The organism is Bradyrhizobium sp. USDA 4449 (assembly GCF_054056275.1).
On sequence record NZ_JBSRYD010000001.1, the window covers coordinates 7,458,445 to 7,483,076 of the forward strand.

Consider the following 24,632-nt stretch of genomic DNA (forward strand, 5'->3'; position numbering starts at 1 on the left):
TCAGTCTCCTGAACTTACGGCGCGACGAAATTGTCGGTGGTGGTGGCGACCTCGCCGAGCCCGATATCGGTGACGTGGAAGCGCACTGGAACCGATTTCTCGGGATTGCTGTCGGCGGGTGCCGTGACGAGCAGGCGCAGCTCGCTGGTGGAGTCGCGCGGGACCACGATCATCGGCCTGTCAGGCGTCACGGAATCGACGCCGACGACATGCGTGGTCAGATTGACCGGCCCGTCCGCGTCGATCGCGATGACGCGGTCATAGCCGCTCTTGTTGAGCAGCCGCACCGTGTAGGCGTTGCGGATCGAGCCGTCGCTGAGCTTGACCGCGACCGGGTTGCGATCATGCAGTACGTTGACATCGAGCAGGCTGCGCGTCGCCAGCACGTAAAGCATGATACCGCCGACGGCCGCGATGATCGCGCTGTAGGCGACGGTGCGGGCGCGAACGATGCGGTAGATCGGCGCCTTGCCGTCCTGGCGGCGCTGGATGTTGATGTCGTTGTCATAGCCGATCAGCCGCTTCGGCCGGCCGATCTTGGTCATGACGTTGTCGCAGGCGTCGATGCAGAGCCCGCATTGGATGCATTCGAGCTGCGGCCCGTTGCGGATGTCGATGCCGGTCGGGCAGACCGCGACGCATTGATAGCAATCGATGCAATCGCCGACATGCTGGCCGACCGCGCGCAGCTCGGCCGCCTTCTTGACCGAGGTACGCTTCTCGCCCCGGTCGTAGCGATAGGTGACGTTGAGCGCCCATTCGTCGGTGAGCGCAGCCTGGATCCGCGGCCACGGGCACATGTAGGTGCAGACCTGCTCGCGCATAAAGCCGGCGAGCACGTAGGTCGTTGCCGTGAGGATGCCGATCCAGATATAGGCGATGACAGGCGCCTGGAATGTCAGGAGCTGCTTCACCAGCGTCGGGGCGTCGTTGAAATAGAGCACCCAGGCGCCGCCGGTCCACCATGCGATCATCAGCCAGATGAAATTCTTCAGCGCGATCTCGGAGACGCGCTTGACCGTCAAAGCGCCGGCGGATTTGTCCTTCATCATCCGCTCGCGGCGGTCACCTTCGACGAAGCGCTCGACGGCGTAGAACAGATCGGTCCACACCGTCTGCGGGCAGAGATAGCCGCACCAGATGCGGCCGCCGACCGAGTTCATCAGGAATAGCGTCACCGCGGCGAGGATCAAAAGGCCGGTGAAATAATAGACTTCCTGCGGCCACAGCTCGATGAAGAAGAAATAGAAGCGGCTGTTGGGAAGATCGATCAGCACAGCCTGGCTGGGGGCGCCAAGGCCGCGGTTCCAGCGCACGAAAGGCAGGAAGTAGTAGACGCCGAGGCAGAACGCCATCAGGCCCCATTTGATCCGGCGGAAGGTGCCCTGGACGCTCTGCGGATAGACCTTCTTGCGGGCTGCGTAGAGCGGCCCGTAGTCTTCATCCGATGTGAGATCGTTCGGGTTCACGGTCTTGTTCATCGCGCGGGTTGTCTCGAGAAGGTGCGATTAAACCTAGATCCCTCGCCGCCGCGTCGATTGATCCAGCTCAAGCGGGGGCGATTTTGTTCGCCGCCGCTTGATAATGCTCAGCTATTTTCCACCACCCAGCGAGTGGACGTAGACCGCCATCGCCTTGATGGTGGCGGGGTCGAGCCGCCCTTCCCAGGCTGGCATGACGCCGGCACGGCCATTCGTGATGGTCTCGATCAGGGCGGCCTCGTCGGAGCCGTAGAGCCAGATCTTGTCGGTCAGATTCGGCGCGCCGAGCTCCTGGTTGCCCTTGCCGCCGTCGCCGTGACAGGCGACGCAATTGTCCGCAAAAATCTTCTCGCCCTTGACGGGGTCATAGCCCTTGCGGGTCGAGAGACCCGACAGCGATCGCACATAATTGGCGACCGTGACGATCTCGTCGCCCTTCAGCACGCCATCCCTGCCGAAAGCCAGCATCTGGCCTTCATGGGACTTGGCGTGACCCGAGCGTACGCCGAACTGAATGGTCTGCACGATCTGGTCGAGCGTGCCGCCCCACAGCCAATCGTCATCATTCAGGTTCGGGAAGCCCTTGGCGCCGGCAGCGCCCGAACCGTGGCACGGCGCGCAATTGTCGCCGAACACGGTCTTGCCCTTGGCGCGGGCGAGCGCCAGCAGGGCCGGATCCTTCTCGATGTCGGCGAGCGAGGCTGCACCGAGCGCCGCCATCTTGTCGCCCCTGATCTTCTCGAGCTTGGCAAGCTCGACCGCGACGTTGGCGCGTGTCGAGTACCCCAACAGACCGGTCGTATTGCTCGAAATCAGCGGCCAGGCCGGATAGACGATCCAGTAGCCGATCGACCAGGCGATGGTGAGGTAGAAGCAGATCACCCACCAGCGCGGCAGCGGGGTGTTGAGCTCCTTGATGCCGTCCCATTCATGACCGGTCGTGGCCCTGCCGCTGACGGAATCGATCTCGCTATGATGCTCGCTCATGATCACTCCTCCCGCAGCGGCAGGCGGGCCGCTTCGTCGAACGCGGCCTTGTTGCGGGGCCAGAGCGCGTAGGCGATGATCGCGAGAAAGATCGCGACGAAGACCGGCGTCCAGATCGTGGTCACGAGACCGGAAGCGAGATTGTCGAGTGTCAGGATGGCTTTCATCGGTGATGCCTTCTCAGCGAAGATTGGCTTTCTCGTTGTAGAGCTTGAAGTCGACCAGCGTGCCGAGCATCTGCAAGTACGCGATCAGGGCGTCCATCTCGGTCGGCGTGCCGGTCTTGCCATCGAAATTGCGCACGACGGCTTTGGCATAGCGCTTCGTGAAGGCGTCGCTGCCGGCATTGTCAGGATCGGCCTGGGCCTTCATGTCGGCGGCGGCGTTGGCGATCTGGTCGTCGGTGTAGGGAACGCCGACGGCCCGCAGCGTACGCATATGGTCGGCGATCGTCGCCGGATCGACCTCGGTTGAGCTGAGGAACGGATAACCCGGCATCACCGACTGCGGCACGATCGCGCGCGGATTGGTCAGATGCGTGACGTGCCAGTCGTCGGAATATTTGGCGCCGACGCGGGCAAGGTCAGGACCTGTGCGCTTCGAACCCCACTGGAACGGGTGATCGAACATGCTCTCGGCGGCGAGCGAGAAGTGGCCGTAGCGTTCGACTTCGTCGCGCAACGGACGGATCATCTGCGAATGGCAGAGATAGCAGCCTTCGCGGACGTAGATGTTGCGGCCGGCGAGCTCCAGCGGCGTGTAGGGCCTGACGCCGTCGACCACCTCGATCGTGCTCTTGAGGTAGAACAGCGGCGTGATCTCGACGAGGCCGCCGATCGCGATCACCAGCAAGATGCCGACGACCAGGATGATCGAGTTCTTTTCGAAGATTTGGTGGCGCGTCCAGAACGACATGGGAAGCTCCTCATTCCGCCGGCTGAAGAGCGGCGGGCATCTGGACTTCCTGCTCGCCGACGCGAACGGTCATCCAGAGATTGTAGGCCATGATCAGCGCGCCGATCAGGAACAGCGCGCCGCCGGCGGCGCGGATGACGTAGAAGGGATGCATCGCCTCGACGGTCTCGATGAAGGAATATTCGAGGAAGCCGAGCGAGGTGTAAGCACGCCACATCAGGCCCTGCAGGATGCCCGACACCCACATCGCGGAGATGTAGAGAACGATGCCGAGCGTCGCGATCCAGAAATGCCAGTTGACCAGCTTGAGACTGTAGAGCCCCTTGCGATTCCACACCCAAGGCACCATGCAGTACAGCGCGCCGAAGGAGACGAATCCGACCCAGCCGAGCGCACCGGAATGCACGTGGCCGATGGTCCAGTCAGTGTAGTGGCTGAGCGAGTTGACGACCTTGATCGACATCATCGGTCCCTCGAAGGTCGACATGCCGTAGAAGGCGACGGAGACCACGAGCATGCGCAGCACGGGATCGGTGCGTAGCTTGTCCCAGGCGCCCGACAGCGTCATCAGGCCGTTGATCATGCCGCCCCATGAGGGCATCCACAGCATGATGGAGAAGGTCATGCCGAGCGTCTGCGTCCAATCGGGGAGCGCGGTGTAGTGCAGATGGTGCGGGCCGGCCCAGATGTAGAGGAAGATCAGCGCCCAGAAGTGAATGATCGAGAGCCGGTAGGAATAGATCGGCCGCTCCGCGCGCTTCGGAATGAAATAGTACATGATGGCGAGGAAACCGGCGGTCAGGAAAAAGCCGACGGCGTTGTGGCCGTACCACCACTGGAACATGGCATCCTGGATGCCGCCCCAGGCGATGTAGGACTTGGAGCCGAAGAACGACACCGGCAAAGCGGGATTGTTGCCCAGATGCAGAACCGCAATCGTCACGATGAAGGCGAGATAGAACCAGTTCGCGACGAAGATGTGCGGTTCCCTGCGCTTGAGGATCGTGCCGAGGAAGACGAGGAGATAAGTCACCCAGACGATGGTCAGCCAGAGGTCGGCGTACCATTCCGGCTCGGCATATTCCTTGGACTGCGTAACGCCGAGCAGATAGCCGGTGCCTGCAATCAGGATGAAGTAGTTGTACCCGAGCACGACGAACCAAGGCGCGAGATCGCCGGCAAGCCGCGCGCGGCAGGACTTCTGCACCACGTAGAAGGATGTCGCGATCAGCACGTTGCCGCCGAAAGCGAAGATCACCGCGGAAGTGTGCAGCGGCCGCAACCGGCCGAATTGAATCCATTGTAGATCGAAATTCAGCGCGGGCCAGGCCAGCTGCGAGGCGATGATCAGCCCGACCAGGAAGCCCGCAATGCCCCAAACCATCGCCATGACGGCGGTGAACTTGATCGGGCCCATATTGTAGTTGGGGCGACCATTGATCTCGGCAGGGGGCAGCGCCGCCGGGCGGTCGTAGTAGCGGTTGACGATGAAGAACATCGCGGCCAGGCTCGCCGCCGCGCTCAGGCCGGCGTGAAAGGCGAAGGGCGCGTCGACCGCCTTGGCCGAGGCAATCAGGCACAGGAAGGCGGTAACCGCGAAGGTGAACGCCAGGCCGCTTTCGCCAAACGTCATGGTTTTCGAGATGGAGGGCTGGGGCATCGCGGATTCTCTCTGAAAGAACACGCCGCCAGAAACCACATTCACGCTCGCGGGGACTTGATTGAAATCAAGATAGATGGATTTCTGCTAAGACGAGGCCGTTGCTGGTCTTCGAGCGATATCAAGCGCTTGTGCATTGCGCCGAGCTCATGGCGGACCGCCCTCTGCGGAAATTCACGGGGCCGAAAAACGCCGTGTTTCTGTCGATCGTCAGTCGCTCGCCGTCGCCTTGAGCGCCGCGATCACGTCCTCGCGCGCGATGATTCCGACCAGCTTCTGAGCGCCGTCGAGCACGATGATGCTGCGGATGCGGTGCTCGACCATGAGCTGGAGCACGCGCGTCAGCCGCGTTTCCGGGCCGACATAGATGAACTCCGGCGTCATGACCTCGCCGACCTTGCGGTTCATCAGGTCGTGATAGCGCGGCAGCATCTGGCTCGGCGTGAACGCAAAGCACTTCAGGATGTCGAACTTGGTGACGATGCCGACGACCTGACCGTCATCCTCGACCGGATAGGAGTTGAAATCATCCTGTTCGAACATCTCACTGAGGGCGAGCAGATCGTGGTCACGCCGCACCGTGCTGACGTTGCGCGTCATGTAGTTTTCGACCGTCTGCTCAAGGAATTTGTACACAGCGCGTCCTCATCGATTGTCTGTGCCGCCTCGCCGTCAGTGCGACAGCAGCACGCAGCGGGCGGTTTGCGTGACCAGATATTCCGTGACGCCGCCGAGAATCAGTTCGCGGAAGCGGGAATGGCCGTAGGCGCCGGCGACGATCAGGCCGGCACCGACATCGTCGGCAATGCTGTCCAACTGCACGGCAGCGGTTTCGTTCGTCGCCGCTGGGACGCGCGCCGTCGCAGTGACGCCGTGGCGGGCGAACCAGGCGGCGACGTCGCTGACATGTGCCATCACCACCGAGCGGTCGTCGTTCGTTTCCGGAACCTCGACGACGATGACGTCCTTGGACTTGCGCAGCATCGGCAGCGCATCGGCCACCGCGCGCCGCGCCTCCGGCGTGTCCTTCCAGGCCACCAGCACGCAGCGCAGATCGAGCCAGTTGATTTGATCAGGCACGACCAATAGTGGCCGGCCGATCTGCATCACCAGATCCCTGGGGCTTGCCGTCGAAAAGGCATCGGAGAAGGTGGGGCCCTGCCCGCCGCTGACGATGATGTCGGCGCAGCGCGCCTGCGCCAGCACGTATCGTGCGGGAAAATCCGCGGCGCTGCGCCATTCCGCGCGCCCGCCGCGCGTCCTGGTCGCGGCGCGGAATTGCGCCTCCAGATCGGCAAGGCGCCGCTTGACGGAGCCCTCCTCCTGATCGACCAGCCGCTGGGCCTCGGCACCATCGGCGAAATAGAGCGGCGGGGCGAATCGCGCTGCGGCGATCCCGACGATGTCAGCCTCGAACCGTTCGGCCAGCTCGCCCGCGACCTGAAGGCGCGCAGTGTTGAGCTGATCCAGCGCCAGGCTGACCATCACGGTCGCGTATGTCATCGGGAGCCTCCCGTGGGGTGAGCTTTGACCAAACATTGTAAGCCCGCTGCAGCCGGGCAGGATGAGATAGATCAAATTGCCCCGCGCGGTGCCGGGAAATCCACCGATGCGGTCAGACATCGGAACTTGCCTCCGGCGCGGCCATGGGCGAGATTGTCGGCACGCTAGCAGCACCTCGCCCGCGGCTTGCAGAATGGGAGCCACGACTTGTCGCCGACCCGTGTGACGCATCCGCCGGACGATCATCGCGGCGAGCATTTCCGGGTCCGGATCGAGGGATTCGGCGTCGGTACCTGGGATCTCGACCTCACGACGCGCGAGCTGGAATGGTCGGAGACCGCGCGGATGCTGCTGGGCGTCGAGCGGGGTCAGCCGGCGAGCTATGACCTTCTGATGTCGCGCCTCGAAGCCGAGGATCGCGCGCGCGTCGAGGCTGCGATCAGCCAGGTCATTGAGCGCGGCGGCGGCTTCGACGTCTCGTTCAGGATTTCCGCCAACTCCGACCGGGGCCAGTGGATCAGGGCTCGCGCCGGCCTCATCAGGGATGACGCCGGCATCGCGCGGCATCTCAGCGGAATCCTCCTCGACATCGACCCGGAGAAACAGGTCGAGGAAGCGCTGCGCACGCGCGAGAACCACCTCCGCTCCATCCTGCATACCATTCCCGACGCCATGATCGTCATCGACGGTCGCGGCATCATGCAGCTGTTCTCGACGGCCGCCGAGCGCCTGTTCGGCTGGTCCGAGCAGGAGGCAATCGGCCAGAACGTCAGCATCCTGATGCCGGAGCCGGACCGCACCCGACACGACGGCTACATCGCGCGCTATCGCTCGACCAATGATCCGCACATTATCGGCATCGGCCGCATCGTCACCGGCAAGCGCCGCGACGGCACGACGTTCCCGATGCATCTGTCGATCGGCGAGATGCAGTCCGGCGGCGAGCCCTATTTCACCGGCTTCGTCCGCGACCTCACCGAGCATCAGCAGACCCAGGCAAGGCTGCACGAATTGCAGTCCGAACTCGTCCATGTCTCGCGTCTGACGGCGATGGGCGAGATGGCGTCCGCGCTCGCCCACGAGATCAACCAGCCCCTGGCGGCGATCAGCAACTACATGAAGGGATCGCGGCGGTTGCTCGCGGGCAGCTCTGATCCCAACGTTGCGAAGATCGAGGGCGCGCTGGATCGTGCGTCGGAGCAGGCACTGCGCGCCGGCCAGATCATCCGTCGGCTGCGCGATTTCGTTTCCCGTGGCGAATCCGAGAAACGGGTCGAGAGCCTGTCGAAGTTGATCGAGGAAGCCGGCGCGCTGGGGCTCGCCGGCGCGCGCGAGCAGAACGTGCAGCTCCGCTTTACTCTCGATCCAGGCGCCGACCTTGTGCTCGCCGATCGCGTGCAGATCCAGCAGGTTCTGGTCAATCTGTTCCGAAATGCGCTGGAGGCGATGGCGCAGTCGCCGCAGCGCGAGCTCGTCGTCACCAACGCCCGCGTCCGTGAAGACATGATCGAGGTGGAAGTATCCGACACCGGCTCCGGCTTCCAGGATGATGTCATGCCAAATCTGTTTCAGACCTTCTTCACTACCAAAGAGACCGGCATGGGCGTGGGACTGTCGATCAGCCGCTCGATCATCGAGGCTCACGGCGGCCGCATGGCCGCCGAGAACAACGCATCGGGCGGCGCGACATTCCGCTTCACCCTGCCGGCAGCCGATGAGGCCTGAGCAATGACGACCAAGGGACATGTTTACGTCATCGACGACGACGAGGCGATGCGGGACTCGCTCAACTTCCTGCTGGAGTCCGCAGGCTTCGGCGTCACCCTGTTCGACAACGCGCAAAGCTTCCTCGACTCCCTGCCCGCCCTCGGCTTCGGCTGCGTCGTCTCCGATATCAGGATGCCTGGCCTCGACGGGATCGAGCTGTTGAAGCGAATGAAGGCGCAGAGCTCGCCCTTTCCGATCCTGATCATGACCGGCCATGGCGACGTGCCTCTCGCGGTCGAGGCCATGAAATTCGGCGCCGTCGACTTCCTGGAAAAGCCGTTCGAGGACGACCGCCTCACCGCCATGATCGAGAGCGCGATCCGTCAGGCCGAGCCTGCCGCCAGGAACGAGGCTGTATTACAGGACATCGCCGCCCGCGTAGCCTCCTTGAGTCCCAGGGAGCGCCAGGTCATGGAAGGGCTGGTCGCAGGCCTTTCCAACAAGTTGATTGCCCGCGACTATGACATCAGCCCGCGCACCATCGAGGTCTACCGCGCCAACGTCATGACCAAGATGCAGGCGGGCAGCCTGTCGGAGCTGGTGCGGCTGGCGATGCGCGCCGGCATGCTGAAGGATTGAGGCAAACCGGCTTGCGGTAGGTCAAGACGGGCTCCGTCGGCTGTGCTACTCGACCAGAATGATCGAAATCGGCTCGCACCATCAGCGGCTGCCCATGGCATCACTCGCACGTCCCCTCGTCTACGTGGTTGATGACGATGACGCCGTGCTGGTATCGCTGCGCTTCCTGCTGGAAACCGACGGCTTTGCGGTGCGGACCTTCCGGAATGCCACGGCGCTGCTTCATGCGGCGAGCATGCCCGGCGCGGACTGCTACGTGATCGACTACAAGATGCCCGAAATCAACGGCATTGAGCTTGCCGGACGGCTGCGCCAGTCCGACGCGGACACGCCGGTGATCCTGATCACCGGCTATCCGGATGGAAATATCTCCGCCCGTGCTGCCGCGGCTGGCGTGAAAGACGTGATTTTGAAGCCGCTTCTCGACGAAAACCTGGTCAAACGCATCCGCCAGGCCATCCAGAACCGGCACGGCAATTGACCTACGGGATTCTACGTAAGGGCCACCCCTTAAGATATCTCGCGAAATTTTCGAAGCACCCGACACAGCGTAGGAAGCGTCATGACAACGGAGATGACGCAGATGCTGGCCCAGACGCTCAACACCCAGGCGATTGACACGCAAGTTCGCGGCACCATTGCCCCGGCCCATCCCGTCTCGGACCAGTTCGGCGCCATCACGGGCCATGTCGGCCTGGTGGCCACCGAGTTCTCCTACCGCAAGGACGAGGAGATCTATGGTGAGGACGAGCCGGCCGAATATGTCTACCAGGTCGTCTCGGGCGCGGTCCGCACCTACAAGCTTCTCACCGACGGCCGCCGCCAGATCGGCACCTTCCACCTCCCCGGCGACGTATTCGGCCTCGAATCCGGCGCCACCCACCGCCTGGCAGCCGAAGCCATCATCGACACCACGGTGCGCCTGGTAAAGCGTCGCAGCCTCGACCAAGTCGCAGCCACCGACGTTCACGTCGCTCACAAGCTCTGGTCCATGACCGCAGCCGATCTCAGGCACGCAGAAGAGCACATGCTGCTTCTCGGGCGCAAGAACGCTATGGAGCGCGTCGCAACGTTCCTCCTCGAGATGGATCGGCGACTTGCGGTCACCGGCATGATGGCGCTTCCTATGTGTCGTCGCGATATCGGCGACTATCTCGGCCTCACGCTGGAAACGGTTTCACGAGCCCTCTCGCAATTGAACGATGAGGGCGTACTCGACTTTGCCAGCGCGCGCCAGATCGTGCTCCGCAAGCGTCAGCACCTGCGCGATTTGGACATCTGATGGTATGACTTGCAGGTGATCGTCTCAGACCCCTTTGGAAGGACTTGCGGAAAGTCTCATGGCGATCCGTGTCGGGAAGTACCGTCGCATTCAGTCCGAGAGTTCTCCGCGCAATAACAAGTAGCGTTCGTGGATCGTTTTATGACGCTACGTCGCAAGATCTACCTCATTTTGGAGCAGGGCTCCGTTCGTGGCTCTGCGAGCTTGGCCGTGAATACCGGCCTGATATGCGCGATCGTCGTCAGCCTTCTGGCTACGATAAGCGAGTCCGTTCCCGAGCTCGCACATCGACATGCGTCCGGCTTTCAATCCATCGAAGTTTCAGTGGCCGTGATCTTTTGTGCGGAGTATCTGGCGCGTATCTGGACCGCGGCGGAGCACGCACCTTGGCGGCGCTTTGGAGCCCTCGGGTCGCGGCTTCGCTTCATGGGAAGCCTGGCCGGGATTATCGACCTTGCTGCCATATTGCCGCTTTTGCTGACTCATTTTGCCGCTCCCGAACTCAAGACGTTGCTCGTGTTGCGCTTGGTGCGCTTCCTGAAATTGACGCGCTATTCACCTGCCATTAATTCGCTGTTGGAGGCGCTCTATGTTGAAAGGCGCGCTCTCACGGGATGCTTTGTGATCCTTCTTGGCGCCGCGCTGATCGCAGCGGGGCTGATGCATCTTGCCGAGAGCACGGTCCAGCCCGACAAATTCGGAACGATACCGGACGCACTCTGGTGGGCAATCGTGACGCTTGGCACGGTTGGGTATGGCGACGTTGTTCCTATCACGGCGATCGGACGGCTCATTGCGGGCTGCACGATCTTCGCTGGCTTGCTCATGGTCGCATTGCCTGTAGGCATCGTTGCCACGGCCTTTGCCAACGAGGTGCATCGACGCGATTTCATCATCACCTGGAGTCTGGTTGCCAAAATTCCGTTGTTCAGTGAATTGAGCGCAGTGCAGATCGGGGAAATCATGAAGATGCTCAGAGCTCAGAAGCTAGATGCAGGGTCCGTCGTAACGCGGCGGGGTGAGCCGGCACATTCCATGTACTTGATCGCCGACGGCGAGGTTGAGATCAAGCTGCGGCACAACCCGGTGCGCCTGGGTGCCGGCCACTTCTTCGGCGAAATCGCCGTACTGCGCCGTGCTCACCGTTCAGCAACGGTCATTGCTACCCAAACCACCCGCCTACTCGTCCTGGATGCGGCTGATTTGCACGGTCTTATGGACCGAGAGCCCGGGTTCGCCGCCCGGATCGAAGAGGCTGCTCGCGAGAAGCTCGGGCGCGAACTGGAAGCGCCCGCCGGCGACCTCGTACGCGAGGAGGTTGCAAGTGGCCTGCCAGCGGGTCGCTAAATATCCAGCGTAGGCCTCCTTAGTAGGTGCAGGGGTTTCGAAGCGCGCTCGCTCGGCAAAAGAGGTTCGCCTTCGTTGCCCGGAGATTGCAGCCTCTCGGCACCGGTTTCCGGACATGAAGCAGAGGTCAGGCCGCCTCTCGCTGGCTGCGGTGAATCGCCGACGCAAGTCTGAGCAAGAGGATGATCGAGACGTTGCCCTTGCCGCCCTCGATCTGGGCAATGTAGCGCTCCGAAATGCCGGACCTGCGGGCAAGCTCCCGGCGCGACATGCAGCAACGCATTCGCGAGCTGCGCACGCGCTCACCGAGCTCGACCAGGAATTGGGCCTCGGAGTATGGCGGCAAGGCATTCCCCCCAGGCAAGGCCGCACCTGCGAACTCGAAAACTTCTTCCAGCATTGATCTGTCCTTGTCTTCTCCGAACCAAGATCATGGCTAGTTTTCAGGTCTCTTCATTGACGCGGATCAAAGAGGCCGCTTTTCATTCGATCAGGATCGGGGCTGAGATGAGGTCAAGCTTCTTCACGTCGATGCCAAGCGACCAGGACCCGCGGTCCCAGCGGATGAACTCCATGCAGTGAAGACGGCGATGATGGCCGGCGCGCTCGTCGCGCCAGCCTTGGCGACTGTTTTCGACTGGATTGCGCCAGAGCAATGTCGTCCCTTCGCGGCGCCGGTATACGAGGCGCAAGACGAGGGAGAGACTTGAGATGAGATCGGACTTGGCGCAATCGTACGGACAGGACAGGCTACCCCGATACACCAGCTACCCGACCGCCCCGCACTTTTCCGCGGCGATCGGTGAAGCCGACTATCGAAAATGGCTCAAGTCGCTGCCCGCCCGACAGCCCGCGTCGATCTACATGCATGTCCCCTTCTGTCGGTCCATGTGCTGGTACTGCGGCTGCCACACCTCCCTCACCAAGAAAGACGATCCGATCGCGGTCTACACCTCTGGCCTGCGCACCGAAGCGCACATGGTGGCCGAGACGATCGGCCACCGAATCCCGATCTCGCACATCCACTTCGGCGGAGGCACGCCCACGATCATGACGCCGGACACCTTCGCCGATCTCCTCGAGAGCCTGCGCTATTCGTACTTCGTGCTGCCGGACGCCGAGATTGCCGTAGAGATCGATCCGCGCACCCTGACCGAGCCGATGACGGACGCCTTGGGCTTCAGCGGCGTCAACCGCGCGAGCCTGGGCGTGCAGAGCTTCGATCCTAAGGTCCAGCGAGGCATCAATCGCCTACAGAGCTTCGAGCAGACTGCCCAGTGCGTCGGGCGACTCCGGCGATCTGGGGTCGGCAAGCTCAATTTCGACTTGCTATACGGCCTGCCCCTGCAAACAGTCGACTCCTGCCTGGACACCGTGGCTAAGTGCATCGAACTGCGTCCGGACCGCTTCTCCGTGTTCGGCTATGCCCATGTCCCGTCCTTCAAGAAGCATCAGCGCAAGATCGACGAAAGCGCTCTTCCCGACAGCATCGAGCGCCATCTGCAGTCGGTGACGATCGCCGAGACGCTCGTCGATGCCGGCTACGTTCGCATTGGCTTCGATCACTTCGCTTTGCCTGACGACAAGCTCGCCGTGGCGAAGCGGGAGGGCAGGCTGCGCAGGAACTTCCAGGGCTACACGGACGACGCCGCCGAAACCCTCATCGGCCTGGGGGCAAGTTCGATCGGCCGCATGCCGCAGGGGTTCGTGCAGAACGTCGTCGCCATCAGAGACTATCTCGCGCATATTGCCGAACACCGTTTCGCAACCACGAAGGGCTACGCCTTCACGGAGGATGACCGCTTCCGCGCCGACATCATCGAGCGCGTCATGTGCGACATGTCCGTGGATCTGCCCAAGGTGTCCCATCGTCACGGTCGGGATCCACGGTCGGCCATCGTTGATCGATCCAGGATCGACAGTCTCCTCGCCGATGGGGTGGTGACGATGATCGGCGACAGGATATCCGTCAGCGAGGGCGCAGAGTTCCTGGTTCGGAGTGTCGCGTCTGCTTTCGACGCGTACCTTGCACGCTCGCAGGCCACTCACAGCCGGGCGGTCTGAAGCCTATCGGACTGCGAGAGCCTGTCTGTGGAGGACCCGCAAGGGCTCGGGGACCTGCTGGAGCCACCGGGGGTGCGCCGGCGAGCGGTGGCGATGGCGGAAACTGCAGTAGTCGGGGTGAGCGAACTCGCTGCGACCGTCACAGCGAAAGCAACGGTTGATAGCGTCTTGGAGAGCATCGTCATTTCCATTCTAGATCTGGGGCTCGAGCTCAGGCTCTGGAGCGTGGTGAGTCGACCTGTCTTCGGCCGGCGCCTCGTTCGCAACGGATTCGGGCTCATCTGAAGGTGATTGACCCGCATGCTCGGGATGAATTCTGAACCAGGCGACATACAGCGCCGGCAGAAATAGCAGCGTCAGAAGCGTCCCGACGATGATGCCGCCCATCATGGCATAGGCCATCGGGCCCCAGAAAATCTCGCGGGCGATCGGAATCAGGGCGAGACTTGCGGCGGCGGCCGTCAGCAGGATCGGGCGCATGCGGTGCTCGGTTGCTTCCACCACGGCATCCCAGGCCGGCCTGCCCTCTTTCTTCAGATCCTCGATCTGGACGATCAGAATGACGGAGTTGCGGACCAGGATGCCGATCAGGGCAAGCACGCCGAGAATGGCGACGAAGCCAAGCGGCGCACCGCTCGGCAGCATGGCCATGACGACGCCGATCAGCGCGAGCGGCGCGACCGCGAACACCAGGAACAGACGGGAGAAGCTCTGTAGCTGCACCATCAGAACCGTGGCCATGACGAACAGCATCAGCGGCACCACTGCGATAATCGGGCCCTGGCTCTTGGCACTCTCCTCCACTGAACCGCCAATCCTGATCGAGTAACCCGCGGGCAGCTGCTTCTCAAACTCCGCCACCTTCGGTGCAAGCTGGTCGACGATCGTCTTCGGCTGAACATTGCTGACGACGGCGGCTTTCAGAGTAATCGTTGGAATCCTGGCGCGGCGCCAGATCGTGGGCTGCTCCAGCTCGTATCGCAGATTGGCGACGGCCCCGAGCGGCACCGATTGGCCGCCGAGCCCGGTCATCTGCAGGTCGCGCAGCGTGTCGATTGAGGCTCGCTCCGGCGCGGTCGCCCGTCCCGTGACGTTGACGAGATAGATGCTGTCGCGCACCTGCGTGACCGGCGTGCCCTGGAGCACCGAGTTCAAGGTGGTGGCGATGTCTTCCGAGGTCACGCCGAGCAGGCGCGCCTTGTCCTGGAGCACATCGACCTTGACGACACGCGCCGGCTCCATCCAGTCGAACACCACATTGCCGAGATCAGGATTGCTGCGAATGACGCCGGCGAGCTTCTGCGAGAGGTTACGGACCTCAGCGATATCGGGGCCGCTCAGGCGGTACTGTACCGGACGTCCCACGGGAGGACCGACCTCGAGCAGCTTGACGTACGTGTCGGTGCCCGGGAACGTCTTCCTCAAATAGTCCTCGAACTGCGACTTGAGCTTGTCGCGCGCAGCGATGCCGCCTTTTGTCACGATCACCTGCTGGCCGAACCAGGTGTTGGCGGTCTGCAGGTCGAACGACAGCACGAAGCGGGGCGCGCCGGTCCCGACATAGGTCGACCAATGTTCGACAGAATTATTGCCCTGCAACTGGTCGCGATCGAAGCGCGCCATCTGGGTGTTGGTCTCGGTGATCGAAGCGTTCTGCGGCAGGTTCCAGTCGATTACGAGCTCGGCACGGTCGGACGAGGGAAAGAACTGCTGCTGCACGAACTGCAAGCCGAACAGGGCGAGCAGGAAGGCGCCGGCCGTCACGGCGACGGTGCTCCAGCGGTGATGCATGCAGAACAGGAGCAGGCGCGCGAACATCTGCGCGACGCGGCCCTTTTGTTCGTGATGCCCTTTCATTTTGGCCGGCAAAATGCCGACGCCGAGCAGCGGGGTGAACAAGACGGCCACGATCCACGAGACGATCAACGACACCGCGATCACCACGAACAGGGTGAAAGTGAACTCGCCCGCGCTGCTGCTGTTGAGTCCGATCGGGATGAAGCCGGCCACGGTGACCAGCGTTCCCGTCAGCATCGGGAACGCGGTCGAGGTATAGACATGGGTCGCCGCCTTTTCGAGGGGATCGCCGATCTCGAGCCGCGCCACCATCATTTCGACCGCGATCATGGCGTCGTCGACCAACAGGCCAAGCGCGATGATCAGGGCGCCCAGCGAAATGCGTTGCAGCGAGATGCCGCAATAGGCCATCACGACGAAGGTGATCGCAAGCACCAGCGGAATGGCGATGGCCACGACGAGCCCCGCCCGCATGCCCAGGCTCAGGAAGCTGATGCCGAGCACGATGATCACGGCCTCGAACAGCGCTTCGGTGAAGCCCGAAACAGCATGCTCGACCACGACGGGTTGGTCGGCAACGAGGTGCACGCCGACGCCGATCGGAAGGTCGGCGATGATTCCAGTCATCTCCTTTTTCAGCGCCTCGCCGAACTGGAGCAAATTGGCACCGGATTTCATGCCGATCGCGAGCGCGATGGCGGGCTGGCCGTTGTATCGGAACAGCGTTGACGGCGGATCGGCATAACCCCGCGTAATGGTCGCGACATCGGTCAGCGGGAAGAAGCGGTCGTTGATGCGCAGATTAACCGCCTTGAGGCTCGCCTCCGAGGTGAACTGACCGTTGACGCGGACGCTGATCCGCTCCGGCCCTTCCTGGAACACGCCGGAGAGCGCTACCGCGTTCTGGCCCTGAAGCGAATTCATGATGCCGTGGACATCGAGGCCGAGGGCCGCGATCTTGCGGGTAGAAAATTCGAGATAGATGACCTCGTCCTGCGCGCCGAGAATGTCGACCTTGCCGACATCGGGCACCGTCAGCACCTTGGCCCTTATATCCTCGACCTGATCGCGGAGCTGTCGCTGGCTGAGGCCGTCACTGGTGAAGGCATAGACGTTCCCGAAGACGTCACCGAAGCGGTCGTTGAAGCCGGGTCCGATCACGCCTTGCGGGAAATCGCCCCTGATGTCCGCGATCATGTTGCGGACGCGCACCCAGGTCGGCTTGACGTCGGCCGCCTTGGTCGCATCGCGCAAGTAGACGAAGACGGTGGTCTGACCTGCCACTGTGACGCTCTTGGTGTAGTCGAGCGATTCCAGCTCCTCCAGCTTCTTCTCGATCCGGTCCGTGACCTGCCGCGCCATCTCCTCGGGCGAGGCGCCGGGCCACTGCGCCTGGATCACCATCGTCTTGATGGTGAAGTCAGGGTCCTCCTGGCGACCCAGCTGCAGATAGGCAAACAGGCCGGCAGCCATGAAGGCGATCATGAAATACCAGACGAGCGAACGATGGCCGAGCGCCCAGTCGGAAAGGTTGAACGACTTCATGGCTCTTGATCCTGCTCGATGCGGACGTGCTGCCCGGGCTTGAGGCTGTGAATTCCGGCGGCGACGACGCGGGTGCCGGCGGCAAGCCCGCCCGTGACGCGAATGCCTGCCGGTTCGGTGATGCCATCGATCTTCTGCAGCGCGACCGTGCTGGTGGCTTGATCGACCACCCAGACGAAAGCGGCGCCATCCTTGGCGAGCACCGCTGATGGGGGCAGGCGCATGACTTTGCCTTGATCCTTGGCCAGCTGTGCTGTGACGGTCGCGCCGAGACGAAAGCTTTCGGGGGGATTGTCGAGCGCAATCCGGACCCGTCGCAGCCGTGTCACCGCATCGGCTTGCGGCGCGATTTCGCGGATCCTGCCCTCGACCTGAACGGTCGGAAGAAGCTGCAGGCTGACGGTGAACGGCAGACCTACCTCGAGCGGCACGGGGAGGTCTTCCCCAATATCCACGACGGCCTCCCTGACGTCCGGCCGCGCAACCGTCACCACAGTTTGGCCGGGAGAGACCACCTGCCCGACTTCCGCGCCGACAGCGGTGACGACGCCACCGAAGTCGGCCTTGATCCGGGCATAGCCGAGCTGCTCGAGCGCCTTCGTCAGGCTCGCCTGCTCCTGCGCAATGCTTGCTTCAGCGCCGGCGCGGGCCTGCTCGGCATTATCAAGCGTCTGCCTGGGGATCGCATCACTGCTGATGAGCGTGCGTTGCCGCTCTTCCGTGGCCCTGGCCGTCGCAAGCTGAGCCTCGGCCTTCGCAAGCTGGGCTTTAGCCGCGCGAACGGCGAGATCGAGTGCGGTGGGATCGATCGTGCCGATGATTTGTCCTTCGCGGACCATGTCGCCGACGTCAATCGGACGCGATGTCAGACGTCCGAGTACGCGAAAGCCGATGTTGGTTTTGTAGCGCGGCTCGACGACGCCAACGGCAGCCGCGCTGTTGCCGCTGTTCGGCTCGGCCAGCATCGAGAGCACGGGCCGCACGGGCTCCGGCGCGTTCGTCTCCTGCTGACATCCTGTGAGCAACGAGGCCGCCGCGAGCGTGCCAGCGATCATCATGACCTGTCGCTTCATGACCGGCCTCCTTCTTCAGCGACCGACTGGCCAACGCTCAAAAGCTTTCCGCCATCGACGACGACGCGCTCGCCGGGCTCGAGGCCCGCCTTGATCAGCACCTGACCGGCCTCGTAAGCGCCGACCGTGACCGGCTTCAGCGACGCCGTCTGCGTTTTCGGATCGACGGTCCAGACCGCGGGCTTCCTGCCCGCGGCCATCAGCGCGCTCCAGGGCAGGACGATCTCGTTCTGGGGCTTCACGTTGACCGTTCCGGCGACGGCGCTGCCCAGCGTCATCGCGGCCGGCGGATTCTCGATGGACACCTTGACGCGTATCGTGGAGCTCTTCGAGTCGATCGCAGGTGAAATCTCTCTCACCTCACCCGTTGCAGTCACGTCGGCATCCGAGATGAGCGCCAGCGTGACGCGGCGGCTGTCGGTCTGGCCGAGGAAAACGGATTCATAGACCTCGAAGACGGCATCGCGCGCTCCATCCTGCGCGAGGGAGAAGACGGGTTGCGCGGCCGGCACGACCTGACCGACCTCGAGATTTCGCGCGGTCACGACGCCGTCGGCTTCGGCGCGAAGGACGGTATAGCCAAGCGCATCCTGCGAAGTGCCGAGCTGCGCCCGGGTTGCTTCCAGCACGCCCTCCGCCGTTCGCAAGCCCTCCTGGGCCTGATCATAGAGGGTGCGGGTGGTGAAGCCGCTTGCGATCAGCGCTCTCTGTCGCTCGAACGTTGCCTTCGCCACGCGCAGCTGGGCTTCGGCAGAGGCCACTGCCGCGGTCGCAGCATCCACGTCGGCCGCCTGCTCGGCGGGATCGAGCCGGGCGAGGACCTCGCCCTTGTTGACGTGAGCACCGACGTCCACGGCGCGGGCAACCACACGTCCGCTAACGCGGAACGATAGATCGGCACGGAAGCGAGCCTGAACCTCGCCCGTCAATGTGATGATGGCCTGCCGCTCGCGCGGCTGTACGATCGCGGTCCGGACCAATGCGGCGCGGTTGGGCGTCTGCGCCGCGTGATCGTTGCAACCGGTCAGCGCAATGCTGACAAGCACGGCCGCTGCGACGAGAGTCTTCGCCGCTCGCGGCGTTCGAATCGCTTGGATTGGATTGGAGAACTGGTTTGTCATGGCGCGTCCGCCGAATGGGAGAGCGTCAACAGCCCGCCAAGCGCATCGGCGGGTCGACGCGCGCCGAGCGCGGCCTCATTTGAAGACGCGACTCTCCTGCGGCGCGGGACCCTGATCTGGCGCGTTGCGATGGTCCAGTTTGCGTCCCGCTCGCGCTGGGTCAGCGGAAATGACAAGACGATCGAGGTGAATTCGGCGCCAAAACCCTGTTCGATCCGGCCGCTGAGCCCCCGCGCGATATCCTTGGCAATTCGCAATTCGCGATCGGAGACGTCCCGCGCGGGACGCGTGCCGTTGTCCAGGATCACGCAGTTCGCCAGCGCGCCGTTGCGTGTCAACTTGACCTTGATCTGCCCGGCCCGCCCGTCGAAACAAGCGTGCCTTGCCGCGTGCATCACGAGTTCATGGACGACCAGCCCCAGGTGCCAGCAGCGCTCCGGCTGAAGCGCAAGCGACTGGGTCGCGAAGGCCAATTGAATGTCCATCCGGTCCAGGACCCCCCGCCGCATGCCACACCCCAGCTTGCGAATGGAACTGGCGGCGTGGATGAGCGTGTCTCCCGCCGGCATGGACAATGCGCGATGCACGTCGGCGTAACCATGCAGCAGCTCGACGACATTGCTGAGCGCGCCCTTGGCTTCCGTCCCCTCGACCCGGATGGCTGCGGCAGAGACCAGCTCGATGGCGAAGGCGACACCATTGGTGACCCTGTGATGCAGCTCGCGCAGCAGCACGCCTGGGCGCACGCCGGGCGGGTCTGGGTACGAAACAGTCACGACATTCTCCTCATTCGGCTCGGACCATCGGGGCTCGAACGCCCCCAGCTTTGCGACCCGATCGTTCGGGACCACCCGGCTGGCCCGCAAGAGCGTCGAGATCGGCACGATAATAAACTATACCGTATATTTTCTTTTTCTTGCCTTTCTTCACGGACCGTGTCAAGCGGGAAAGCGAAACGCACAGACTCGTGATTTCGGAGGTTTAAGAATGAAGAAAACGAAGCGAGGCAGACCGCCCAAGGATCTGGCCGGAGACGCGCCGGCACGCATTCTCGATGCGGCCCAGCAGCTGTTTTTGGAAAAGGGCTACCGCAGCGCCAGCATTGACGACATTTCGGAGCTCGCCCCCGCAAGCAAGCCGACGATTTATGCCCATTTCCCCGGCAAGGAGGCGCTGTTCGCGGCAGTGGTGGCGCGCACCATCGACGGCTTGACGGATTTCGAGGGGTTCTCGCCCGAAGGCCGCACCATCGAGGACAAGTTGATGAGCCTCGGGACAGCCATCGTTGACCGCGTTGTCGAGGAGTCACTGGGCATGGTGCGCGCCACCATCGCGGAATCGCAGCGGTTTCCCGAACTGAGCCGGAACGTCCACGACGCTGCGCGCGATCGCTCCCTGAATGCGGTGTCGCAGCTGCTGGACGAAGCCACGCAAAAGCTCGCCCGCACCGCAAGGGGGCCTTTCAGCGCCAAACGAAGCCGCGCCACCGCACAGATTTTCCTCGACCTGATCCTGCTGCCGATGCTGTTCCGCTCGCTCGTCGGCGAGACGCCGAGGGACTTGAAAAAGGAGCTTCCCGGCTTCGTGCGCGAACGTGTCGGCTTTTTCCTGGCGGCGTGCGAGACGGACTGGTCATAGGAGCATGGCCATCTGCCCGCTTTGGACTGACCCCGGAGGCATCAGCGTCAGCAGCGGCCTTCAAATGCAGCTGCGATGATCGCGCGCTTTGATGCGAAGAAGCGATGGATGTTGGCCGGAGACATCGACAGTCGCCGCGCAATCTCCGCGAGAGCCGTCTTGTTGTGACCGATCTCGCAAGAGAGGTCGGTCGCCGCCTGGACGATTCTGTTCCGAGCATCCGGGTGCTTGCCGAGATGATGAGCATGTTCTCGCTTCATGTTCTCACCGCGACGGAAGGTTCAGCAACTCGATGCGGCAGGCTTCGCCGAAAGCGCGCAAAGGATCGATTTCCTCGATGAAGTCGGGCAGGTCGACGATTGACCGGTTTGGCGACAAATAGGTTTCGATGATCAGGCGACCGGTGCGCTCGGCTGCGTGAACGACCTCGTCGGTGGACAGGATTCGCATGCGACCGATAAGCGTGTAGAGACCGACGAGCTGCGGAATTTCCGCCCTGTCGCTGACGAGCGCGTCGGCATACAGGCGGGAAGCCTCCTCGATGAAGTTCTTGTACAACCGTTCGCGCTTTTCGAACGAGCGAGCGTGATGTCGCTCTCGAAGCCTTCGGCGCCGGTTGAACCATCCACTCATGATGGTCGAGACCGCTCCGAAGGCGGAGCCACCGAAGGCGGCGAGCGCCGGAATATACATCGTGGTCATCGGTCTTTCCTCTCGCCGGTCGCGGTGCAGACGCCTCTGCGGAGTGCTCAAGGGGCGCCCGCCGCGACGTTGCGTCTTATCGGCTCCGCACCGATCCAATGCTTGCCTGCTCAAACACCGCCTTGCACGCCTGGCTCAGGTCCGATTTACGCTGACGCAAACAGGCTTCGACCCCCGACGGATTTGGAATGTAGCTGCTGCACAGGCGAAACGCGTCGGGTGTACACGCGGCCCTCTGCTCTGCCGTGCCCTGGTTTTCCTGCCCGGATGCAGCTGCGCTGCCAAGCGCGACCACGACCGCTGCGAACAGCGCCGGCATCAATCTCGTCATGTCAGTTCCTTTCTTGCGTAGTGGTTGCTGGCGGGCCGTGAACCCCGGTCTGCACACGCCCTTGTGAAGCCATCGTCTTGACTTCGGGCGCGGCGCCTGATTTATATGAACTATACGGTATAGTTTATTAATGAGGCGCAGAATGTCAAGCCTGCTGTTCGCGTTGATGCGCGAAAACCCGATCCCCGCGCTCGCCGTGGCATCGCCGAATATCGTCGTCGCCCTGTTACTCGTGGTGTTGAGCCTGCTGTTGGGCATCACGATCGCGATGATCGCCTGGGGTCATTCGCTCGGCGAACGCCGGCCGAGCCCTATCCGGCTGGAGCGGAGGATGGTCGCATGACGCAGGCGCTCGCACACAGAGGCGTTGCGCCTGACGAAATTGACCGACTCACGCACACGGCGCAAGGGACGCCTGGAGCGGAAATGCTGAACTTCATCGAAGTCTTCGACGCGATGGAAGTGGATCCCAATAGCGTCAAAGCCGTGTGGATGGGCCTCACTGGTACGCGGACGGCGCTGAGGCGTGACGGATTCACCATTGACCCGAACATCGCGGCCTATTGTCCGACCGATTGGCTCGACGAGCGCGGCTATCTCGACGCCGAGCTTGCGCGCAAGCATCCGCGGCCGTGGCGAATCTGATGATGCGACACAGCGATATGACCATCGGGAGCCGCGTGTCGTGAGCCGACAATCCATCATCGCCATGCGCGCGGGCCAAGGGACTGAAATCGCCCTGCCCTTGCGCGGCTACTTTCTGTCGGTCGGCGGCGCGCTGCTCTGCTTGCTTTGGGCGGCGGGCTCCATGCTGCCGGCGCCATCGCCTGGCCGCTTTACCGAGCCGGATCCCGCGGCACCTCCGATCCTCATCCATTCTGCCATGAAGGGACCGGAGCTCGTGATGATCGACACCAACCAGTCACTGCCCGCGCCCTCCGCCAAGGAGATCGTCGTCGCCCACGCAGCCGCGAGCGCCATCGAACGACCTGACCGAGATTGATCCGATGCCGAAGCAACATCTGTTAGCCCTGATCGTCTGGACCGCCATGCTGACAGCGAGCGGCGCCGTCGCGGACGTCCAGAGTCCTGCGGATACCGATCCCAGAAGCACGACCGCGCCAGGCGACGCCGAGGACGGCACAATCCGCCGCGTACTCACGGAGTTCCGCACGGTCCGCGTCCCGCTCGGCCGCGCCATGGCGATCGCCGAGCGTCTGCATGAGGGCTCGAAGACAGCCGACATCAGCTTCGAGTCTGCCGGCGCCCCCCTCTACCGCGTCCGCACGATCCGGAATGAACAGGTATGGGAGAACACCGTCGACGCGAACTCCGGCGGCATCGCGGGAAAGGAAGTGACGTCTTCGCTGCGGGAGCTCGGCCACGAAGACCTCGCCAACATGATCGCACTCAAATGGATCAAGCAGGAATTGTCTGACGCCGTGCAGGTCGCAGAGCGAGCCGCGGCCGGCAGCGCGCTTGCCGGTGGGCTGGTCAGACAGGACGGCAGGCTCAACTTCGTCGTGGTCGTCGCCGCCGGCGATGATTTGAAGGAGGTCATGCTCGAGCCGCCCAAGGTCGCAAAGCAAGGCCCGATCCATCGCTAGCCCGGCGAACTACGCCCGCAAGAATGAAGGAAATCACTCACGATGAACTTCCAGCCTCGATCACAGATCTCGTCCGCCTCACGGCGCGTGCCCTTCGATTGCATCGCCCTGCTGTTACAGGGCGGGGGTGCGCTCGGTGCCTATCAAGCCGGTGTCTATGAAGCCCTGGCCGAAGCCGGCATTCACCCCGATTGGGTCGCCGGCATTTCGATCGGCGCGATCAATGCCGCCATCATCGCCGGCAATCCGCCGGAGTGCCGCGTGGACCGTTTGCGCGATTTCTGGACCCAGGTCACCTCGACGGCGGCGTGGGAGTGGTCCGCTTTCAGCGATTGGTCGAAGACCGACAGCACGCGCAACCTCATCAATCAGATGAGCGCCGGTCTGGCGGCCACGTGTGGCGCAACCGGTTTTTTCTCCGCCCGTCCCGTCCTGCCCTGGCTGCAGCCCGGCGGAGCCAGCGATGCGACCAGCATCTATGACACGCGCGCGCTCAGGATCACGCTGGAGCGCTTGGTCGACTTCGATCGTCTCAACGCCGGGCTGACGCGCTTCAGTGCCGGCGCGGTCAACGTCAGAACCGGAAATTTCGTCTATTTCGACAATACCACCCATACGATCCGGCCGGAGCACGTGATGGCGAGCGGCGCGCTGCCACCCGGCTTTCCGGCCGTCGAGATCGAGGGCGAACATTATTGGGATGGTGGCCTCGTCTCCAATACGCCGCTGCAATGGGTGATCGAATCAGATGCCCCGCAGGACATGCTGGCGTTCCAGGTCGATCTCTGGAGCGCGCGCGGCCAAATTCCCCGCAACATAGCCGAGGTGATCACGCGGCACAAGGAAATCCAGTATTCGAGCCGCACGCGCGCCAGCACCGATCAGTTCAAGCGCGTGCAGCGTCTGCGGCGCGCACTCACCGATCTGCTTGGCCGGCTGCCCGACGATCTCAGCCAGGATGAGGACGTGAGACTGCTCAGCACAGCGGTCTCACGGAACGTCTACAACATCGTCCACCTGATCTACCGCGCGCGCAATCACGAGGGGCACTCCAAGGACTACGAGTTCTCGCGTCTTTCGATGCAGGAGCACTGGCAGGCCGGCTACCACGACGCATTGCGCACCCTGCGCCATCCGGAGGTGCTCGCCCGCCCTTCTGGCCCCGACGGGGTCTTCACCTTTGATCTCGAACATGACGGCCGCGAGTAGCGGTGCCCTGATGACACGGAGATT

The 24,632-nt window shown here is 63.0% G+C and carries 28 protein-coding genes; 12 read left to right on the plus strand and 16 right to left on the minus strand.

What is annotated here, in order from left to right; genetic code table 11:
- Positions 1-14: 14 nt before the first annotated feature.
- The 7 genes from ccoG to ACVIIW_RS35220 all read right to left on the minus strand — a co-directional run bounded on the left by ccoG (position 15) and on the right by ACVIIW_RS35220 (position 6,546).
- Entirely contained in the window at positions 15-1,481 is a 1,467-nt protein-coding gene (ccoG, locus tag ACVIIW_RS35190) for a cytochrome c oxidase accessory protein CcoG (protein ID WP_456704902.1), read from the minus strand.
- 111 nt (positions 1,482-1,592) lie between these two features.
- A complete protein-coding gene (gene ccoP / locus ACVIIW_RS35195) occupies positions 1,593-2,468 on the minus strand; it encodes a cytochrome-c oxidase, cbb3-type subunit III (protein ID WP_456704903.1) in 876 nt (291 codons plus the stop codon).
- A 2-nt stretch (positions 2,469-2,470) separates the two neighbouring features.
- A complete protein-coding gene (locus ACVIIW_RS35200; protein WP_014497064.1) occupies positions 2,471-2,635 on the minus strand; it encodes a CcoQ/FixQ family Cbb3-type cytochrome c oxidase assembly chaperone in 165 nt (54 codons plus the stop codon).
- A gap of 13 nt (positions 2,636-2,648) precedes the next feature.
- Positions 2,649-3,383 carry a cytochrome-c oxidase, cbb3-type subunit II gene (gene ccoO / locus ACVIIW_RS35205; RefSeq protein WP_456704904.1) on the minus strand — a complete coding sequence of 245 codons (735 nt, stop codon included), beginning with the start codon at positions 3,381-3,383 and terminating at the stop codon, positions 2,649-2,651.
- A gap of 10 nt (positions 3,384-3,393) precedes the next feature.
- Complete coding sequence (ccoN, locus tag ACVIIW_RS35210; RefSeq protein WP_456704905.1) at positions 3,394-5,043, minus strand: cytochrome-c oxidase, cbb3-type subunit I; 1,650 nt, start codon at positions 5,041-5,043, stop codon at positions 3,394-3,396.
- A gap of 210 nt (positions 5,044-5,253) precedes the next feature.
- Positions 5,254-5,679 (minus strand): CBS domain-containing protein, encoded by a 426-nt coding sequence (locus tag ACVIIW_RS35215; protein ID WP_456704906.1) that lies wholly within the window; start codon positions 5,677-5,679, stop codon positions 5,254-5,256.
- Positions 5,680-5,715: 36 nt separating this feature from the next.
- The gene (locus ACVIIW_RS35220) at positions 5,716-6,546 is read right to left on the minus strand and encodes a universal stress protein (protein ID WP_456704907.1); all 831 of its coding nucleotides are present in this window, start codon (positions 6,544-6,546) and stop codon (positions 5,716-5,718) included.
- A 207-nt stretch (positions 6,547-6,753) separates the two neighbouring features.
- Between ACVIIW_RS35220 and fixL the strand changes: the two genes are divergently transcribed.
- From fixL to ACVIIW_RS35245, 5 genes are all read left to right on the plus strand, one after another.
- Complete coding sequence (gene fixL / locus ACVIIW_RS35225; protein ID WP_456704908.1) at positions 6,754-8,271, plus strand: sensor protein FixL; 1,518 nt, start codon at positions 6,754-6,756, stop codon at positions 8,269-8,271.
- Positions 8,272-8,274: 3 nt separating this feature from the next.
- The gene (fixJ, locus tag ACVIIW_RS35230) at positions 8,275-8,892 is read left to right on the plus strand and encodes a response regulator FixJ (protein WP_456704909.1); all 618 of its coding nucleotides are present in this window, start codon (positions 8,275-8,277) and stop codon (positions 8,890-8,892) included.
- Between the two features lie 58 nt (positions 8,893-8,950).
- Positions 8,951-9,373 (plus strand): response regulator, encoded by a 423-nt coding sequence (locus ACVIIW_RS35235; RefSeq protein ID WP_456704910.1) that lies wholly within the window; start codon positions 8,951-8,953, stop codon positions 9,371-9,373.
- Between the two features lie 102 nt (positions 9,374-9,475).
- A complete protein-coding gene (locus tag ACVIIW_RS35240; RefSeq protein ID WP_456705347.1) occupies positions 9,476-10,174 on the plus strand; it encodes a helix-turn-helix domain-containing protein in 699 nt (232 codons plus the stop codon).
- A 141-nt stretch (positions 10,175-10,315) separates the two neighbouring features.
- Positions 10,316-11,521 (plus strand): cyclic nucleotide-gated ion channel, encoded by a 1,206-nt coding sequence (locus tag ACVIIW_RS35245; protein ID WP_456704911.1) that lies wholly within the window; start codon positions 10,316-10,318, stop codon positions 11,519-11,521.
- A gap of 127 nt (positions 11,522-11,648) precedes the next feature.
- Here ACVIIW_RS35245 and ACVIIW_RS35250 read toward each other — a convergent pair whose 3' ends face one another.
- Together ACVIIW_RS35250 and ACVIIW_RS35255 are read right to left on the minus strand one after the other, a co-directional pair.
- Complete coding sequence (locus ACVIIW_RS35250; RefSeq protein WP_456704912.1) at positions 11,649-11,921, minus strand: helix-turn-helix domain-containing protein; 273 nt, start codon at positions 11,919-11,921, stop codon at positions 11,649-11,651.
- Between the two features lie 82 nt (positions 11,922-12,003).
- Positions 12,004-12,177, minus strand: coding sequence for a hypothetical protein (locus tag ACVIIW_RS35255; RefSeq protein WP_456704913.1), 174 nt, complete (start codon positions 12,175-12,177; stop codon positions 12,004-12,006).
- 55 nt (positions 12,178-12,232) lie between these two features.
- Here ACVIIW_RS35255 and hemN point away from each other — a divergent pair, with 55 nt between their 5' ends.
- Positions 12,233-13,585, plus strand: a complete 1,353-nt coding sequence (gene hemN / locus ACVIIW_RS35260) for an oxygen-independent coproporphyrinogen III oxidase (RefSeq protein WP_456704914.1) — start codon at positions 12,233-12,235, stop codon at positions 13,583-13,585.
- Positions 13,586-13,777: 192 nt separating this feature from the next.
- On the opposite strand, the gene ACVIIW_RS35265 is transcribed toward hemN, so the two are convergent.
- The 4 genes from ACVIIW_RS35265 to ACVIIW_RS35280 are packed head-to-tail and all read right to left on the minus strand — an operon-like array spanning position 13,778 to position 20,005.
- Positions 13,778-16,927: an efflux RND transporter permease subunit gene (locus ACVIIW_RS35265; RefSeq protein WP_456704915.1), complete on the minus strand. Its 3,150-nt coding sequence runs from the start codon at positions 16,925-16,927 to the stop codon at positions 13,778-13,780.
- Positions 16,924-18,000, minus strand: coding sequence for an efflux RND transporter periplasmic adaptor subunit (locus tag ACVIIW_RS35270; protein WP_456704916.1), 1,077 nt, complete (start codon positions 17,998-18,000; stop codon positions 16,924-16,926). The genes ACVIIW_RS35265 and ACVIIW_RS35270 overlap by 4 nt, the downstream gene beginning before the upstream one ends.
- Positions 17,997-19,121 (minus strand): efflux RND transporter periplasmic adaptor subunit, encoded by a 1,125-nt coding sequence (locus ACVIIW_RS35275; protein ID WP_456704917.1) that lies wholly within the window; start codon positions 19,119-19,121, stop codon positions 17,997-17,999. The genes ACVIIW_RS35270 and ACVIIW_RS35275 overlap by 4 nt, the downstream gene beginning before the upstream one ends.
- Complete coding sequence (locus ACVIIW_RS35280) at positions 19,118-20,005, minus strand: histidine kinase dimerization/phosphoacceptor domain -containing protein (RefSeq protein ID WP_456704918.1); 888 nt, start codon at positions 20,003-20,005, stop codon at positions 19,118-19,120. The genes ACVIIW_RS35275 and ACVIIW_RS35280 overlap by 4 nt, the downstream gene beginning before the upstream one ends.
- A gap of 103 nt (positions 20,006-20,108) precedes the next feature.
- On the opposite strand from ACVIIW_RS35280, the gene ACVIIW_RS35285 reads away from it, so the two are divergent.
- Positions 20,109-20,759: a TetR/AcrR family transcriptional regulator gene (locus tag ACVIIW_RS35285; RefSeq protein WP_456704919.1), complete on the plus strand. Its 651-nt coding sequence runs from the start codon at positions 20,109-20,111 to the stop codon at positions 20,757-20,759.
- A 47-nt stretch (positions 20,760-20,806) separates the two neighbouring features.
- Here ACVIIW_RS35285 and ACVIIW_RS35290 read toward each other — a convergent pair whose 3' ends face one another.
- The 3 genes from ACVIIW_RS35290 to ACVIIW_RS35300 form a co-directional block, all read right to left on the minus strand.
- A complete protein-coding gene (locus ACVIIW_RS35290; protein WP_456704920.1) occupies positions 20,807-21,019 on the minus strand; it encodes a TetR/AcrR family transcriptional regulator in 213 nt (70 codons plus the stop codon).
- A 4-nt stretch (positions 21,020-21,023) separates the two neighbouring features.
- Positions 21,024-21,461, minus strand: a complete 438-nt coding sequence (locus tag ACVIIW_RS35295; RefSeq protein ID WP_456704921.1) for a hypothetical protein — start codon at positions 21,459-21,461, stop codon at positions 21,024-21,026.
- A 76-nt stretch (positions 21,462-21,537) separates the two neighbouring features.
- Complete coding sequence (locus tag ACVIIW_RS35300) at positions 21,538-21,792, minus strand: hypothetical protein (protein WP_456704922.1); 255 nt, start codon at positions 21,790-21,792, stop codon at positions 21,538-21,540.
- A gap of 142 nt (positions 21,793-21,934) precedes the next feature.
- On the opposite strand from ACVIIW_RS35300, the gene ACVIIW_RS35305 reads away from it, so the two are divergent.
- Genes ACVIIW_RS35305 through ACVIIW_RS35325 form a run of 5 tightly spaced genes read left to right on the plus strand, consistent with a single transcriptional unit; the run spans position 21,935 to position 24,608 of the window.
- Positions 21,935-22,135, plus strand: coding sequence for a hypothetical protein (locus tag ACVIIW_RS35305; protein ID WP_456704923.1), 201 nt, complete (start codon positions 21,935-21,937; stop codon positions 22,133-22,135).
- Complete coding sequence (locus ACVIIW_RS35310) at positions 22,132-22,437, plus strand: hypothetical protein (protein WP_456704924.1); 306 nt, start codon at positions 22,132-22,134, stop codon at positions 22,435-22,437. The genes ACVIIW_RS35305 and ACVIIW_RS35310 overlap by 4 nt, the downstream gene beginning before the upstream one ends.
- Before the next feature lie 40 nt (positions 22,438-22,477).
- On the plus strand, positions 22,478-22,795 hold the full coding sequence (locus ACVIIW_RS35315; RefSeq protein ID WP_456704925.1) for a hypothetical protein: 318 nt from the start codon (positions 22,478-22,480) through the stop codon (positions 22,793-22,795).
- 4 nt (positions 22,796-22,799) lie between these two features.
- Positions 22,800-23,399, plus strand: a complete 600-nt coding sequence (locus ACVIIW_RS35320) for a PepSY domain-containing protein (RefSeq protein ID WP_456704926.1) — start codon at positions 22,800-22,802, stop codon at positions 23,397-23,399.
- A 42-nt stretch (positions 23,400-23,441) separates the two neighbouring features.
- On the plus strand, positions 23,442-24,608 hold the full coding sequence (locus ACVIIW_RS35325) for a DUF3734 domain-containing protein (protein ID WP_456704927.1): 1,167 nt from the start codon (positions 23,442-23,444) through the stop codon (positions 24,606-24,608).
- Positions 24,609-24,632: the final 24 nt, after the last annotated feature.

Coding starts and splice junctions, on each gene's coding strand:
- ccoG (WP_456704902.1), bottom strand. CDS start 1,481: ATGAACAAGACCGTGAACCCGAACGATCTCACATCGGATGAAGACTAC.
- ccoP (WP_456704903.1), bottom strand. CDS start 2,468: ATGAGCGAGCATCATAGCGAGATCGATTCCGTCAGCGGCAGGGCCACG.
- ACVIIW_RS35200 (WP_014497064.1), bottom strand. CDS start 2,635: ATGAAAGCCATCCTGACACTCGACAATCTCGCTTCCGGTCTCGTGACC.
- ccoO (WP_456704904.1), bottom strand. CDS start 3,383: ATGTCGTTCTGGACGCGCCACCAAATCTTCGAAAAGAACTCGATCATC.
- ccoN (WP_456704905.1), bottom strand. CDS start 5,043: ATGCCCCAGCCCTCCATCTCGAAAACCATGACGTTTGGCGAAAGCGGC.
- ACVIIW_RS35220 (WP_456704907.1), bottom strand. CDS start 6,546: ATGACATACGCGACCGTGATGGTCAGCCTGGCGCTGGATCAGCTCAAC.
- fixJ (WP_456704909.1), top strand. CDS start 8,275: ATGACGACCAAGGGACATGTTTACGTCATCGACGACGACGAGGCGATG.
- ACVIIW_RS35235 (WP_456704910.1), top strand. CDS start 8,951: ATGATCGAAATCGGCTCGCACCATCAGCGGCTGCCCATGGCATCACTC.
- ACVIIW_RS35240 (WP_456705347.1), top strand. CDS start 9,476: ATGCTGGCCCAGACGCTCAACACCCAGGCGATTGACACGCAAGTTCGC.
- ACVIIW_RS35245 (WP_456704911.1), top strand. CDS start 10,316: ATGACGCTACGTCGCAAGATCTACCTCATTTTGGAGCAGGGCTCCGTT.
- ACVIIW_RS35250 (WP_456704912.1), bottom strand. CDS start 11,921: ATGCTGGAAGAAGTTTTCGAGTTCGCAGGTGCGGCCTTGCCTGGGGGG.
- hemN (WP_456704914.1), top strand. CDS start 12,233: ATGAGATCGGACTTGGCGCAATCGTACGGACAGGACAGGCTACCCCGA.
- ACVIIW_RS35265 (WP_456704915.1), bottom strand. CDS start 16,927: ATGAAGTCGTTCAACCTTTCCGACTGGGCGCTCGGCCATCGTTCGCTC.
- ACVIIW_RS35270 (WP_456704916.1), bottom strand. CDS start 18,000: ATGAAGCGACAGGTCATGATGATCGCTGGCACGCTCGCGGCGGCCTCG.
- ACVIIW_RS35275 (WP_456704917.1), bottom strand. CDS start 19,121: ATGACAAACCAGTTCTCCAATCCAATCCAAGCGATTCGAACGCCGCGA.
- ACVIIW_RS35285 (WP_456704919.1), top strand. CDS start 20,109: ATGAAGAAAACGAAGCGAGGCAGACCGCCCAAGGATCTGGCCGGAGAC.
- ACVIIW_RS35290 (WP_456704920.1), bottom strand. CDS start 21,019: ATGAAGCGAGAACATGCTCATCATCTCGGCAAGCACCCGGATGCTCGG.
- ACVIIW_RS35295 (WP_456704921.1), bottom strand. CDS start 21,461: ATGACCACGATGTATATTCCGGCGCTCGCCGCCTTCGGTGGCTCCGCC.
- ACVIIW_RS35300 (WP_456704922.1), bottom strand. CDS start 21,792: ATGACGAGATTGATGCCGGCGCTGTTCGCAGCGGTCGTGGTCGCGCTT.
- ACVIIW_RS35305 (WP_456704923.1), top strand. CDS start 21,935: ATGTCAAGCCTGCTGTTCGCGTTGATGCGCGAAAACCCGATCCCCGCG.
- ACVIIW_RS35310 (WP_456704924.1), top strand. CDS start 22,132: ATGACGCAGGCGCTCGCACACAGAGGCGTTGCGCCTGACGAAATTGAC.
- ACVIIW_RS35320 (WP_456704926.1), top strand. CDS start 22,800: ATGCCGAAGCAACATCTGTTAGCCCTGATCGTCTGGACCGCCATGCTG.
- ACVIIW_RS35325 (WP_456704927.1), top strand. CDS start 23,442: ATGAACTTCCAGCCTCGATCACAGATCTCGTCCGCCTCACGGCGCGTG.